Origin of the sequence: Polymorphospora sp. NPDC050346 (assembly GCF_040655695.1) — a bacterium.
Taxonomy (GTDB): Bacteria; Actinomycetota; Actinomycetes; order Mycobacteriales; family Micromonosporaceae; genus Polymorphospora; species Polymorphospora lycopeni.
The window spans coordinates 74,501-87,787 of record NZ_JBFAKM010000032.1 but is presented as its reverse complement, the minus strand read 5'-3'; the positions used below and the strand labels follow the sequence as shown (position 1 = coordinate 87,787).

Here is a 13,287-nt window from a genome sequence, read left to right as displayed (position 1 = left end):
ATGCTGACCAGCACGCCGCCCGGCCGTACCCGCGGCAGCAGGGCCGCCACCCGTTCCGGACCGGTCGCGCGAACGAGTCGCGGTCGATCACGCGGTTGTTCACGTAGAAGCGGTTCAGTTCGTTGCCGCCGCTGCTGTTCTCGAACGCCGGGATGTAGCAGACGTTCCACCCGCCGTTGTCACCGCGTTGCCGGACGTCGAGCCAGCCGACCTGACAGCCGGAGAAGGTACGCCCGTAGGTGTGCCCGCCGGTGAAGGCGCCCTGCAGGGTGGACTGGAACGGGTACTCGTCGCAACTGTATCCGTCCGGGGGGCGGTGCATGCCGGGGCAGGCCCGGTTGTGGTTCTGGGTGTGGTCGAAGGAGTCGGTGGTCCGGGTCAGGGTCCGGGGCAGGTTGTGGTCGAGTGCCATCTGGATGTGCTGCCGGTAGCTGTTGTTGGCCGGGCTCGGCGTGTAGACCGGCCGGATCGACGGATAGACGCAGCCCGGCTGGTTCAACCCGGGTACGGCGTTGTCGCAGCGGAACTGCGGACTTGACGCGCCGACGGCGTTGGACACCGGTGGGCTCCAGGCGGCGTTGACGAACCAGAAGTACAGCATCATCTGGGCGGTGTGGACGGCGCCGGGCGCGGTGGCTCCGGGCGCGGCGTTGAGGATGAAGTTCGCCTGTGCCCCGACGTAGTCGAAGCGGTAGGCGCTGCCGCCGGTGAACCCGTTGCAGCCGTACTCGCAGTAGCCCTCGTGGGTGATCAGGGTCCCGAGGACCTGGCCCGCGAGGGCGGTGGCCCGCACCGTGACGTTGTACCGGGGCCGGCCGTCGATCGATCCCAGGTCGGCCATGAAGGTGACCGTCATGTCGATGATGCCGACCAGAGCCCCGGACGGGACGATGTAGACGTAGAGCGTGACCGGTGCGGTGGCACAGGCTCCGAACCGGGCCATCGCCCAGGCCGAGTTACCACAGGTGACGGCCGTGGTACCGGAACCGCCCGAAGCGGCCGCCGCGGGGGCGGTGGCGCGACTCAGCTTGCCCATCTCGACACAGGTCCCGGTGCCGCCCTTACCGGCGGCCTTGCGGGACGCCTCCGCCAGCCGCGGCGCGCACGACTCCGGCAGCGCCCGTTGCGACAGCGGAAGTGCGGCGGGATCGGCGGGTGCCGCCACCGCCGACTGCCCCGGCAGCAGGGCCACGACGCACATCGCGGCCGTTGCCAGGGCGAGCAGGCGCCTTCGTACGTGGGAATCGGGCATGTGTCCTCCTCCGAGGTCGGTGGCGGCCACCTGTCGCAGAAACTCGGACCGCCGGCTGGCCGCAACGTATCGACGGGCACTGGACGGTCTCTGGCCAGCGGCTGGACGTACGGCCGCGCACGGGGTTCGTGCCGCGGTCCACGGACCTGGCACGAATCCTGGCGCCCGGCTACCCCACCGACGTCGTGTGCACCGTCGCCGGCGGATGCTTCGCTCCGAGGCCACCTCCGGCGAGGAGGGCGACGGAGTCGAGGTCACGCCAGACGATGTTGTTGTTGTTCCGGACGTTGGTCAGGATGTCGGGGGTCAGCGGCGACAGCGGATCGTTCAGCGACCGCCACACGGCGATCAGGGAGAAGTGACCGGGGCCGGGCACGCTGATCCAGGGGACGCTCACCGTGGTGCCACCGGTCGGGACGGTGACGATCACCGAGGTCACGAATGTCCAGGCGGTCGGCCAGACCAGGCTGCCGCTCGGGGACGAGCGGTAGAACGCCAGCGTTCCGGTGTCGGTGCCCTCGCCGTACGGTCCGGGGTTTCGCAGCGTGGTGACGATGTGGTTGGTTCCGCCGACGACCGGGGACACGCTGCTGAAGCACCCCACCGCCGTCGGGCAGATCTTCAGGTCCGGGCTGGCCCAGATCGGGCTGCCCGAATGCGGCTGCAGTCCGACGTCGCCGGAGACGTCCCTCATCCAGACGTCGGTCACGGTCATGAGCCGGTCCGGTGTGGCGTCCGGCGGTGCGGCGGCGGCGGTGGCACCCAGCAGGCCGGCCACGGCCACGCCGGCGAGCAGGGCCGTCGCCGCGCGTCGGACTCGGCTACCCGAAATCGCCATGACAGTTGTCTCCCGTCGACGGGGGCACCGGCGTGGGGCTCCACGCCGGTGAGGTCATGGATTCAGGAGCCGGTCCAGGGGACGGAAATACCACGGTCCAGTGCTGGCATATGTCAGATGACGCCAGGTCCGGTCAAATCAGGCGTCGCGGGGACCGCGACCGGCGTCTTCCTGGTCCTCGCCACGATCCGCGCGTTCGTCCTCGACCCCGACGAGACGAACTGGCAGACAACCCTGTGGGCGCTCCAGGCCGTGGCGATGCTGGTGGCGTATCTCGTCTGGTGGCGGCCGACCGGCCCGCGGCGCGAATACCGCGGCGTCGACCCGAACGCCAAACGCCTGCACTGGTGAAAGACCGGTGCCCGGGGCGGCGTCACCACCCCGGGCACCGGTCACGCCGTCAGAGCCCGGGCAACTCGACCCGGCGCCCCTCGTTCGACGACCGCAGCGCCGCGTCGACCAACTGGAGACCGCGTACGCCGGCGGCGAAGTCGTACCGGTGCGGACGCCCGGCGTCGACGTCGAGCAGGAACTGCTCCCACTGGGCGCGGAACCCGTTGACGAACTCCTGGTTGTCCGGGATCTGCTCCCACTGGGCGCGGAAGTCCTGGTCGGTGGGCAGGTCCGGGTTCCAGACCGGCTTCGGGGTCCGGACCCGGGGCTGGATCTTGCAGCCGAACAGGCCGGCGACCGCCGAGCCGTGGGTGCCGTCGACCTGGAACTCGACCAGTTCGCCCCGGTCGACGCGGACCGTCCACGACGAGTTGATCTGCGCCAGGATGTCACCCTCGAGTTCGAGGATGCCGTACGCGGCGTCGTCGGCGGTGGCGTCGTACCGGTTGCCCTGCTCGTCCCAGCGCTCCGGAATGTGCGTGACCGCCCTGGCGGTCACCGCCCGGACCCGGCCGAACAGGTTCTCCAGCACGTAGTTCCAGTGGCAGTACATGTCCAGGACGATGCCGCCGCCGTCCTCGGCGCGGTAGTTCCAGCTCGGCCGCTGGGCCGGCTGGAGGTCGCCCTCGAAGACCCAGTAGCCGAACTCACCGCGTACCGACAGGATCCGACCGAAGAAGCCGGCGTCGACGAGCCGCTTGAGTTTCAGCAGCCCCGGCAGGTAGAGCTTGTCGTGCACGACACCGTTGATGATGCCGGCGGTGGCGGCCGCCTCGACGAGTTCGCGCGCGTCGGCGACGGTCTCCCCCACCGGCTTCTCGGTGTAGACGTGCTTGCCGGCGGCGATCGCCTTGAGGATGGCCTTCTTGCGCCCGCTGGTGGTCTGGGTGTCGAAGTAGACCGTGGCGGTGTCGTCGGCCAGGGCCCCGTCCAGGTCGGTGGTGTGCTCGGCCACGTCGTGGTCGGCGGCGATGCGGGCCAGCTTGTCGCGGTTGCGGCCGACCAGGACCGGCTCGACCTGGACCCGGTCGCCGTCGGGGGTGACCACGCCGCCGTCGGCGCGGATGGCCAGCACCGAGCGCAGCAGGTGCTGCCGGTACCCCATCCGGCCGGTGACGCCGTTCATCACCACCCGGATCAGCCGCTCAGCCATCGACGGTCACCCCCTTGCCGGCGGGCGCCTTGTCTGCGGTCGAGTCGGCCGGCCGGCCGCCGAGGTACAGCTCGCCGAGCTTGGGGTCGGCGAGCAGTTCCGGCGCCGGGCCGGTGATGTGCACCCGCCCCAGGTCGAGTACGCAGCCGATGTCGGCGGTCTCCAGCGCCCGCCGGGCGTTCTGCTCCACCAGCAGTACGGCGACGCCGGCCTCACGCATCCGGACCACCTGCTCGAACACGGTGCTGGTGGTCTTCGGGTCCAGCCCCATCGACGGCTCGTCGAGGAGCACGACCTTGGGGCTGACCATCAGCGACCGGGCGAACTCGACCTGCTTCTGCTGGCCGCCGGAGAGCAGGCCGGCGAGCGACTTCCAGCGGTCGGCGACGACCGGGAAGAGTTCCTTGACGAACTCGATCCGCTCGTTGATGACCGCCTTGTCGCGCAGCGTGTACGCGCCGAGGTTGACGTTCTCGGCCACCGTCATCTCGCGGAACACGCTGTGTCCCTGCAGGACGTGTGCCAGCCCGGAGCGCAGCATCTGCTGCGGCCCCTGGCCGGTGACGTCCTTGCCGTCGACCTTGATCGTTCCGGAGCGGGGCTTGAGCAGCCCGCTGGCGACCTTGAGCACGGTGGACTTGCCCGCGCCGTTCGGGCCGACGAGGCAGACCACGGTGCCCGGCGGCACCTTGACGGTCAGCCCGCGCAGCACGAGGGCGGCCCGGCCGTAGCCCGCCTCGATGTCGTTCAGCTCGAGGAGAAACTCAGACGCCAAGGTAGGCCTCCAGCACTCGGGGGTCGGTCTTGATCACCGACGGCGGGCCGTCGGCGATGGGCCGGCCACGGTCGAACACCACGACGTGATCGCTGAGGCTCATGACCATGTCCATGTTGTGTTCGACGATGAGGAACGTCTTGCCCTCGGCGTTGAGTTCCTGCACGAGGGTGCCGATCCGACCGATCAACGCCGGGTTGACGCCACCGGCCGGCTCGTCCAGCATGATCGTTTCCGGGTCGCCCATCAGCACGCCGGCCAACTCGAGCAGCTTCTGCTGCCCGTACGACAGGTTGCGGGCCTCGGCGTGCTCCAGGTGGTCGATGCCGACCCGGTTGAGCAGCCCGCGGGCCCGCTCGATGTCGCCGGAGTGCCGGGAACTGGCGAGCTGCGCCCGCAGGCTGGTGTTGCGGACCGCGACCAGCATGTTCTCCAGCACCGTCATCCGGGGGAAGACCCGGCACAGCTGGAAGCTGCGCCCGATGCCGGCCCGGGCGATCTTGTGCGGCGCCTTGCCGGTGATGTCCTGCCCCCGGTAGGTGGCCTGGCCGGAGTCGGGCTTGATCATGCCGGTGACGCAGTTGAAGAACGTGGTCTTGCCCGAGCCGTTGGGGCCGATGAGGGCGTTGACCTTGCCGTGGTGGAACGTGACCGTGGCCTTGTTGACGGCGGTGACACCGCCGAACGACTTGGTCAGCTCGACGGTCTCCAGGCTGCGGATCCCGCTCTTCGTCGGGGCCGTCATCGCTTGACCTCCGCCTTCGTCTCGGACGCCGCGTCGGCGTCGGCGGCCGGCGGCGCCGGCTTGCCGGCGGCCGCCGCCCGGGCCTTGTTCTGCTCCAGCAGTTCGGCCGCGGTGACCTCCCGGATCGAACTCTCCGTCGGCCGGAACCGTCTGACCAGGTTGCCGACCGCCGGGATGATGCCGTCCGGCATGAACAGCACCACGATGCCCAGCAGCAGGCCGGCCGCGACCAGGTGGAGCTGGGTGCTGCCGAACTCCAGTTTGAAGATCTCCAGCGCGATGCCGACGATGAACGCGCCGAGCAGCGGACCGAACAGGTGCCGGATGCCGCCGAGCAGCGCCATCAGCACCATGTAGGAGCCGGTCAGGATGGAGAACTGGAAGATCGGGTCGAGGTCGCCGAACCACAGCGCGTACAGGCCGCCGCCGAGCGCGGTGAACAGCGCCGAGACGACGTACGCGATGAGCTTGAACGTGAACGTCGGCGTACCCAGCGACTGGGCCTTGTCCTCGTCCTCGCGGATCGCCTTCAGGCCCATGCCGAACCGGGACCGGTCGATCGCCCACCAGGCCAGCAGCGCGATCGCGATCAGCCCGGCGTACAGGTAGAAGAACACCATGTGGTGTTCGGGCCGCAGCAGGTCCGGGAACGGCCGGGGTACGACCAGGCCGTTCGAGCCGCCGGTGAACGCCGCCCAGCTCTGGAAGACCAGCAGCAGGATCAGCACCAGCGCGATCGACACGATCACGAACGACGCGCCGCGGACCCGCAGCGCGGCGATGCCGATCGGCACCGCCAGCGCGGCGACGATCACGCCGGCCAGGATCAGCGCGACGAAGCTCGGTACGCCGGCCTTGGTGATCAGCAGGCCGGTCGCGTACCCGCCGAGGCCGGAGTACGCGGCGTGACCGAGCGAGATGTAGCCGGTGAAGCCGCCGACGAAGTTCCACGCGGTCGACAGGATCGCGTAGTTCAGCACGACGACGCCGGCCGACAGGATGTACGGGTTCGGCGCCACCAGCGGGAACGACAGCACCAGCGCCGCACCGACGACGAGGGCGATCAGCCGTACGGGTGTGCCGAGCCGGGCGGGCAGCAGGCCGCCCGCCGGCGCGGTCGTTTCAGAACCTCTGGGCAAGGCGACCTCCGAAGAATCCCTGCGGCCGGAAGGCCAACGTGCCGAACAGCGCGACGTAGAAGACGGTTTGCGCCCAGGTCGTGCCGAGCGGCAGTTGCAGCAGGCTCTGGCCGAGGCCGAGCACCATGGCGGCGATCGCGGCGCCGGGTACGCTGCCGAGCCCGCCGACCACGATGATCGCCATCAGCGGACCGATCCAGTGCCAGTGCAGCGAGGGGTAGATGGTCGAGTCCAGCGACAGCGCGGTGCCGCCGATCGCGGCCGACGCCAGGCCGAGCCCGAAGCCGAAGCCGGCGATGCGGTCGGTGTCGATGCCGGTGAGCTGGGCGGCCTCCTTGTGCTGGATGGTGGCCCGCAGCGCCCACCCGAACCGGCTCTTCTTCAGCAGCAGGTAGAGGGCGAGCAGCGAGACGGCCGCCAGGCCGAACGCGATCAGTTTGACCACCGCGACCCGGGCCCCGAACAGGTCCAGGCTCGAACCGCTGTAGCTCAGGTTGATCCGGCGCTGGGTGCCGGTGAAGACGTACCCGAGCATGCCTTCGATGATCAGGGCGATCGCGAAGGTGAGCAGCACGGACATCATGGTCAGGGTGGCCGGCCGCAGCCGGGTGATGAGCAGTCGCTGCATCACCACGCCGACGAGGAAGAACAGTGGGACGGTCACGAACAGCGACAGCAGCGGGTCGAGCCCGGTCTGCTGGTTGAAGTACCAGGCGAGGTAGGCCGCGAGGATGAGGAACGCCGAGTGCGCGATCATCACCACCCGCATGACGCCGAAGTAGAGCGTCAGGCCCGCGGCGAGCAGGGCGTACAGGCCGCCCAGCAGGATGCCCAGGACGATGCTCTGGAAGATCAGGGTGCCGGACACGAAATGATCACCAGCTCGGCTTGGGGTAGATGATGTCGGCTTCCTTGGTGTCGCCCGGCAGCACGATCTGGATCTGGCCGTTGACGTACTGCTGGATCATGTGGGCGCCCTGCGGGCGGCCCTGGGCGTCCCAGGAGAGCGGGCCGACGACGGTCTCGACGGTGTTGCCGCGCAGCCAGTCGACCAGCTTCTGCTGGCAGTCGCCCTGCTCGGCGCAGCCGACCGCCTCGACGGCGGCGGCGACGACCTGGCCGGTGGTGTACGCGTTGGCCTCGTCCTCACCGGGCGGGGTGCCGAACTGCGCGGTGTAGGCCTGCACGAACTCGGTGTTGCTGGGGTAGGTGGCCTTGGTGGTGTAGCCGGTCGGGGCGAGGATGCCCTCGGTCTTGGCCCCGATCGCCTTGCTGAACTCGGGGTTGGTCGGCGCGGTCGAGAACGCGGCCAGCTTCGGCTGGTAGTTGAGCTGCTGGAGGGCGACGATCAGGTTGACCGCGTCCTGGTACTGGGTGCCGCCGACGACGATGTCCGCCCGGGACGAGGCGATCTTCGCGGCGATGCTGTTGAAGTCGGTGGTGTTCGGCGGGTAGACCTCGTCGACCACGGTCCGCACCCCGCCGGCCTCGAGCTTCTCCTTCAGGCCGTACGCGGTGCCCTGGGCGAACGGGTCGTCCATGGCCGCGTACGCCGCGGTCTGCGGACGCTGGTCGGCCGGCAGGGCGAGGATGTACTCGGCCAGGTAGTTGTAGTGGTCGTTGGCGACCGCGGGGGCGGCGTAGAACAGGTTCTTGAAGCCCTGCTCGAAGACCTCCGGGGCGGCGCCGGCCGGCTCGACGTAGAGCATGCCGTACTCCTCGGCCACCCGGGCCGAGGGCACCACGAGCCGGGTGGAGAACGGGCCGAAGACCAGGTCGACGTTGTCGCGGCCGAGCAACTGCTCGTAGTCGGCGACGACCCGGTCCGCGCTGGACTGGTCGTCGAGGATCTTCAACTCGACCTGGCGGCCGAGCAGGCCGCCCTTGTCGTTCACGACCTTCGCCCAGGCCTCGTAGCCACGCTGGACACCCTTGCCGGGCTCGGAGAAGTCGCCGGTCAACGGGAGGGATATGCCGATCACGATAGGATCATCTGCTGAATCGCCGGAGCCGCCCGCGGCGGAGCAGCCGGAGAGGGCCAGTGCCGCGACCGCAGCTCCAGCGATCACACCCCGCCGGGCTCGAGCCGTTGCCTTCATGAGTAACTCCTCGCATCCGTGTTACGGAAGCGCTTTCGTAAAGCGCTTCCGTAACATAGCTACGGCACCCGTGGGGTGGCAAGCGTCACAAGGAGATTTCGGTCCCGAGTCAGCGGCGTGAAGGGGCGACAACATGCCTAGATCTCGTTCAGCCTTGCGGCTCGCCGACGTGGCAGAACTGGCCGGCGTCTCGCTGGCCACGGCCTCGCGCGCGCTCGCCGGTCGCGACGGCGTCAGCGACAAGGTCGCCGAGCATGTCCGCCAGGTCGCGAACCAGCTCGGGTACGTGGCCAACATGCACGCCCGCACCCTCGCCGGCGGCTCGACCTCCACCGTCGGGCTGATCGTCCACGAGATCGGCGACCCGTACTTCTCCGAGATCGCCAGCGGCGTCATCCGGGTCGCCGGCGAGCGGGACCTCATGGTCCAGATCTGCCACTCCGGCCGGGACCCGGAGAAGGAGTTCCGGCAGATCCAGACGATCATCGCGCACCGGGCCGGGATCATCATCGTCGCCGGCTCCGGCTACTGCGACCCGCGGGCACAGGCCCGCTCGAAGGCCGCCCTGACGGCGTTCCAGGCCAGCGGCGGCCGGGTCTCGGTGATCGGCCGCCACCACCTCACCGCCGACGCCGTGCTGCCCGACAACGAGGCCGCCGGCCGCTCGGCCGCCGAACACCTGCTCTCCCTCGGCCACCGCCGCATCGCCGTGGTGTCCGGACCCGACAGCCTGACCACGGTCGAGGACCGGCTGGCCGGCATCGCGGGGGCCATCCAGCGGGGCGGACTGACCTGGTCGGACATCCCGGTCATACCCACCAGTTTTACGCGGGACAGTGGACTCCAGGCGACCGAACAGATCCTGCGTGACCATCCCGAGACCACCGCGATCATCGCCCTCACCGACGCGATGGCCATCGGCGTGCTGTCCGCGCTGCGGGCACACGGGATCGCGGTGCCCGACCGGATCTCGGTGGTCGGCCTCGACGACGTCTCCGTCGCCGCCGACCTCGCCCCGAGCCTGACCACCGTACGGCTACCGATGGCCGCCATGGGCGAACTCGCCCTGGCCATGGCGCTCAAGCCGCAGTCGCAACGCCCCCGGCGCAAGTCGACCGGCCACCAACTCGTCGTACGCGACTCCACCGGCCCGGTCCCGTCCGGCTGAGCCCGGGTACCCGCCCGGTTGACGGAGCCCGGGTCAGCGGGGCGTCTGCTGGTGGAAGGTCAGCCGCCAGCCGGCCTCCCGGCGTGCGTAGCCGCTGCCGACCAGCGCCGAATACTCCGCCGCGCCCGCCCGCGCCGCCACCACCCCGTACGCGACCAGCGCCGTGTCCGGGGTGGGCCGCCGGACCCGCACCTCCTCCAGCCGGTACGACGACCACGGCTGCCCCGACATCGCCTCGATCGCCGCCGCCCGGTCGTCGATCACCAGCCCGCCGGGCAGCAGCATGACCACCTCGTCGTCGAGGACCCGGCCGTAGAACGCGGCCGCCTCTCCCGGGGTGGACGACAGCGCCCGCCAGCCCTGCTCCTCCAACTCGAACAGTTCGTCGTACGCCACCGGCCGCTCCCTCGCCTTGATCCGGATGTCCGCCGACGGTAACCCGCCACCGGACGGTCCGCGCTCTCAGCGCACGGGCGCGTCCACGGCCGGACCGACGGCGGAGCCGGCCGCCGGCTCGGCCGGGGCCGGCCGCAGGCTCGTGGCCAGGACGGCGGCCACCAGGCAGAACAGCAGCGGCGCGAACAGCGCCACGTTCAGCGAGGTGAACTCGGCGATCCAGCCCACCAGGGCCGGGCCGGCCAGCAGCCCGAGATAGCCCATGCCGACCACCCGCGACATGTTCACGCCCTGCGTGCCCTCGCGCAGGTTGCCGGCCGCGGTGAAGAGCTGCGGAACGCTGCCGGACAGCCCCAGCCCGAGCACCGCCCAGCCGGCCAGCGTCAGCCAGAGCCAGTCCGACGTGGTGACCAGGACCAGGCCGACGGCACCGATCAGCGAGCCGTACCGGACGACGGCGACCGGACCGACCCGCACCACGATCCGGTCGGTCACCAGCCGGCCCAGGGTCATCGTCAGCGCGAACGCGCCGTAACCGAGCGCGGCCACCGACTCCGCCTCGCCGAGATGCTCGGTGATCTGCAGGGCACTCCAGTCGTTGGCCACGCCCTCGGCGAGCATCAGCAGGAACGCGGTGGCACCCAGCAGCCACACCGTACGCGGGATGCCGGCCCGCCGACGGGCCCCGGACGCGGCCTGCGCGGTCGGGGCGTTCTCGTCGGCCCGGGGCAGCAGGCCGGGTACGCAGGCCGCCATGACCACGACGCCGGCCAGCGCCGACGCCAGCAGGATCGCCGACACCGACCAGCCGGCCGCGATCAGCCCGGCACCGAGCACCGCACCGGCCGCGCCGCCGATCGAGAACAGCGCGTGGAACGCCGACATGATCGGCCGCCGGTAGGCGCGCTCGACGACGACGGCCTGGGCGTTCATCGCCACGTCCAGAGCCCCGTTCGCGAACCCGAAGAAGAACAACGCCAGCCCGAGCGTCACCGCGTCGTACGCCAGACCGGGCAGGTTGACCGTCACGCACAGCAGCGCGGCACCGGCGACGGTCGTGGTCCGCGAGCCGATCCGGTCGGCGAGCGGGCCGCTGACCTGCATCCCGGCGAAGGCACCGGCGCCGATGAGAAGCAGCAGCAGGCCCAGCGTCGCGTGCGACACCCCGGTCCGCTGCTGCACGGCGGGAATGTTGACCACCCACATCGCCAGCAGCAGCCCGCCGACGCCGAAGGTGCCGAACACCGACACCCGGGCCCGCCGCAGCCGGGCCGGATCACCGGCCGGGCTCTTCACGGTCGTCATACCGCGACCACCTCCACACCGTTGCGCTCGAAGAAGGCCGACTCGGCCGCGGTGAACCGGTGGTCGGTGACCACCAGGTCGAACGTCTTCAGGTCGGCGACCCACGCGAACGTGGACTTCTCCCACTTGGAGCGGTCGAAGACCAGGATCACCCGCTCGGCGCAGTCGATGGCGGCCGTCTTGACCGCCGCGTCGCCGAGGTCGTACGCGGTGACCCCGCCCGCGACCGACGCCCCGCAGCCGGAGACGACCGCGGTGTCGAACCGCAGCCGGCGGATGCCCGCCTCGGCGAGCGGCCCGACGAAGGCCAGCTCACCGGCCCGCACCTCGCCGCCGGGGCAGATCAGCCGGACGTCGCGCCGGCCGGCGAGCACGTTCGCGGCGGTCAGTGACAGCGGCATGACCCGCAGCGGCCGGTCGCCGACCGCACGGGCGATCTCGACGCAGGTGGTGCCGCTGTCGAGCAGCACCGCCTCGTCGGTGCCGAGCCGGTCGGCGACGGCCGTGGCGATACGGGCCTTGGCGTCGACGTTGGCCGCGGCCCGGCTGGCGTACGACAGTTCGGCGCCGCGCAGCGCGAGCCGCCGGGCACCGCCGTGCACCCGCCGCAGCACGCCCTTGTGGTCGAGTTCGATCAGGTCGCGGCGGATCGTCGCCTCCGACGTGGCGAGCCGGGCGGCGAGGTCGGCGACGGTGACCGCCTCCTCGGTCGCGACGGTCTGCTCGATCCGGCGCTGCCGCTCCTGCACGTCCATGACGGAAAAAGATACGCATCACTGTACGAACACGCAAGAACACTGTTCATATGAACAGCGGGGGTGGCCGTGCCGGTACCCCGGACCGAGCCGGGTCTCGGGTCAGGCGGCCGGGTCGACCAGCCGTACGCCGGCCGGGGTCGGACCGTCCATCGCGGCGAGCGCGGCCGGCGCCTCGGCCAGGCCCAGCGTGCCGGTGACCAGGTCAGCCGGACGCAGCCGCCCGGCGCCGATCAGGCCGAGCAGCCCCGGATAGGCGTGCGCCGCCATGCCGTGACTGCCCAGCACCTCCAGCTCGTACGCGATGACCAGCTCCATCGGCACCGCCGGCCGCCCCAGCGCGGGCGGCAACAGGCCGACCTGCACGTGCCGGCCACGCCGGCGCAGCCCGGCGATCGACGCCACGCAGGTGTCGACACTGCCCAGCGCGTCCAGGGACAGGTGTGCCCCACCGCCGGTACGGTCCCGTACGGCCGCCGCCACCTCGTCCGGCCCGGCCAGCCCGGCGGCGGCCACGACCTCCGCCGCACCCAACTGCCGGGCCAGGTCCAGGGCGGCCGGGGCGACGTCGACGGCGACGACCCGGGCACCGGCCGCCGCCGCGATCATGACGGCGGACAGGCCCACCCCGCCGCACCCCAGCACCGCCACCCACTCCCCCGCCGCGACCCGGCCCTGCTGCACGACCGCCCGGAACGAGGTGGCGAACCGGCAGCCGAGCGCCGCCGCCGCGGCGAAGTCGATCCCGTCGGGCAACCCGACGAGGTTGACGTCGGCGTCCCGGACCACGACGTACTCGGCGAACGAACCCCAGTGGGTGAAGCCGGGCTGGGTCTGCCGCTCGCAGACCTGCTGGTCCCCGGCGAGACAGGCCGGACAGCGGCCGCAGGCACAGACGAACGGGGCGGTGACCCGCGCGCCGGGCCGCCAACCGGTCACCCCCGCCCCGACCGCCTGGACGACACCGGCGAACTCGTGACCGGGCACGTGCGGCAGGCGGATGTCGGGATCATGGCCGCGCCAACCGTGCCAGTCACTGCGGCACAGGCCGGTGGCCAGCACCCGGACGACCGCACCGCCCGGCGGCGGCGCCGGGTCGGCGACCGTCCGCACCTCGGGTCGTACGCCGAACTCGTCGAACACCACCGCACGCACGCCGCGACCCTACCGGGGTCCCGCCGGCCGGTCATCTCCTCGGCAAGCCCGGCCGACCGGGGTCGGTGGCCGCGACGCCGCCCGGGGCGCTTCCCGGCGCGTCGGTTGCATTCC

The 13,287-nt window shown here is 71.1% G+C and carries 13 protein-coding genes and 1 pseudogene; 2 read left to right on the top strand and 12 right to left on the bottom strand.

The window, feature by feature from the left end; genetic code table 11:
* Together AB0I42_RS27650 and AB0I42_RS27645 are read right to left on the bottom strand one after the other, a co-directional pair.
* A pseudogene (locus AB0I42_RS27650) lies at positions 1 to 1,252 on the bottom strand (hypothetical protein); the annotation flags it as partial.
* A gap of 169 nt (positions 1,253 to 1,421) precedes the next feature.
* A complete protein-coding gene (locus tag AB0I42_RS27645) occupies positions 1,422 to 2,090 on the bottom strand; it encodes a hypothetical protein (RefSeq protein ID WP_357541601.1) in 669 nt (222 codons plus the stop codon).
* 117 nt (positions 2,091 to 2,207) lie between these two features.
* Here AB0I42_RS27645 and AB0I42_RS27640 point away from each other — a divergent pair, with 117 nt between their 5' ends.
* Positions 2,208 to 2,441 (top strand): hypothetical protein, encoded by a 234-nt coding sequence (locus AB0I42_RS27640; protein WP_357541599.1) that lies wholly within the window; start codon positions 2,208 to 2,210, stop codon positions 2,439 to 2,441.
* A 49-nt stretch (positions 2,442 to 2,490) separates the two neighbouring features.
* On the opposite strand, the gene AB0I42_RS27635 is transcribed toward AB0I42_RS27640, so the two are convergent.
* From AB0I42_RS27635 to AB0I42_RS27610, 6 genes are read right to left on the bottom strand one after another with little or no spacing between them, the layout of a single operon-like run.
* Complete coding sequence (locus AB0I42_RS27635; RefSeq protein ID WP_357541597.1) at positions 2,491 to 3,636, bottom strand: Gfo/Idh/MocA family oxidoreductase; 1,146 nt, start codon at positions 3,634 to 3,636, stop codon at positions 2,491 to 2,493.
* On the bottom strand, positions 3,629 to 4,411 hold the full coding sequence (locus AB0I42_RS27630; RefSeq protein WP_357541595.1) for an ABC transporter ATP-binding protein: 783 nt from the start codon (positions 4,409 to 4,411) through the stop codon (positions 3,629 to 3,631). The genes AB0I42_RS27635 and AB0I42_RS27630 overlap by 8 nt, the downstream gene beginning before the upstream one ends.
* Positions 4,401 to 5,156 (bottom strand): ABC transporter ATP-binding protein, encoded by a 756-nt coding sequence (locus tag AB0I42_RS27625; RefSeq protein WP_357541593.1) that lies wholly within the window; start codon positions 5,154 to 5,156, stop codon positions 4,401 to 4,403. The genes AB0I42_RS27630 and AB0I42_RS27625 overlap by 11 nt, the downstream gene beginning before the upstream one ends.
* Positions 5,153 to 6,295 (bottom strand): branched-chain amino acid ABC transporter permease, encoded by a 1,143-nt coding sequence (locus AB0I42_RS27620; protein ID WP_357541591.1) that lies wholly within the window; start codon positions 6,293 to 6,295, stop codon positions 5,153 to 5,155. Before AB0I42_RS27620 ends, AB0I42_RS27625 begins: the two co-directional genes overlap by 4 nt.
* Complete coding sequence (locus AB0I42_RS27615; RefSeq protein ID WP_357541589.1) at positions 6,279 to 7,163, bottom strand: branched-chain amino acid ABC transporter permease; 885 nt, start codon at positions 7,161 to 7,163, stop codon at positions 6,279 to 6,281. The genes AB0I42_RS27620 and AB0I42_RS27615 overlap by 17 nt, the downstream gene beginning before the upstream one ends.
* A 7-nt stretch (positions 7,164 to 7,170) precedes the next feature.
* Positions 7,171 to 8,277: an amino acid ABC transporter substrate-binding protein gene (locus tag AB0I42_RS27610; RefSeq protein WP_357541587.1), complete on the bottom strand. Its 1,107-nt coding sequence runs from the start codon at positions 8,275 to 8,277 to the stop codon at positions 7,171 to 7,173.
* Between the two features lie 250 nt (positions 8,278 to 8,527).
* Between AB0I42_RS27610 and AB0I42_RS27605 the strand changes: the two genes are divergently transcribed.
* Positions 8,528 to 9,562, top strand: coding sequence for a LacI family DNA-binding transcriptional regulator (locus AB0I42_RS27605; RefSeq protein WP_357541585.1), 1,035 nt, complete (start codon positions 8,528 to 8,530; stop codon positions 9,560 to 9,562).
* Positions 9,563 to 9,595: 33 nt separating this feature from the next.
* Here the strand turns inward: AB0I42_RS27605 and AB0I42_RS27600 are convergent, their stop codons facing one another.
* From AB0I42_RS27600 to AB0I42_RS27585, 4 genes are all read right to left on the bottom strand, one after another.
* Positions 9,596 to 9,958 carry a DUF4440 domain-containing protein gene (locus tag AB0I42_RS27600; protein WP_357541583.1) on the bottom strand — a complete coding sequence of 121 codons (363 nt, stop codon included), beginning with the start codon at positions 9,956 to 9,958 and terminating at the stop codon, positions 9,596 to 9,598.
* 66 nt (positions 9,959 to 10,024) lie between these two features.
* On the bottom strand, positions 10,025 to 11,263 hold the full coding sequence (locus tag AB0I42_RS27595; protein WP_357541581.1) for an MFS transporter: 1,239 nt from the start codon (positions 11,261 to 11,263) through the stop codon (positions 10,025 to 10,027).
* On the bottom strand, positions 11,260 to 12,018 hold the full coding sequence (locus tag AB0I42_RS27590) for a DeoR/GlpR family DNA-binding transcription regulator (RefSeq protein WP_357541579.1): 759 nt from the start codon (positions 12,016 to 12,018) through the stop codon (positions 11,260 to 11,262). Before AB0I42_RS27590 ends, AB0I42_RS27595 begins: the two co-directional genes overlap by 4 nt.
* Before the next feature lie 102 nt (positions 12,019 to 12,120).
* Positions 12,121 to 13,173 carry an alcohol dehydrogenase catalytic domain-containing protein gene (locus tag AB0I42_RS27585; RefSeq protein ID WP_357541577.1) on the bottom strand — a complete coding sequence of 351 codons (1,053 nt, stop codon included), beginning with the start codon at positions 13,171 to 13,173 and terminating at the stop codon, positions 12,121 to 12,123.
* Between the last annotated feature and the right edge of the window lie 114 nt (positions 13,174 to 13,287).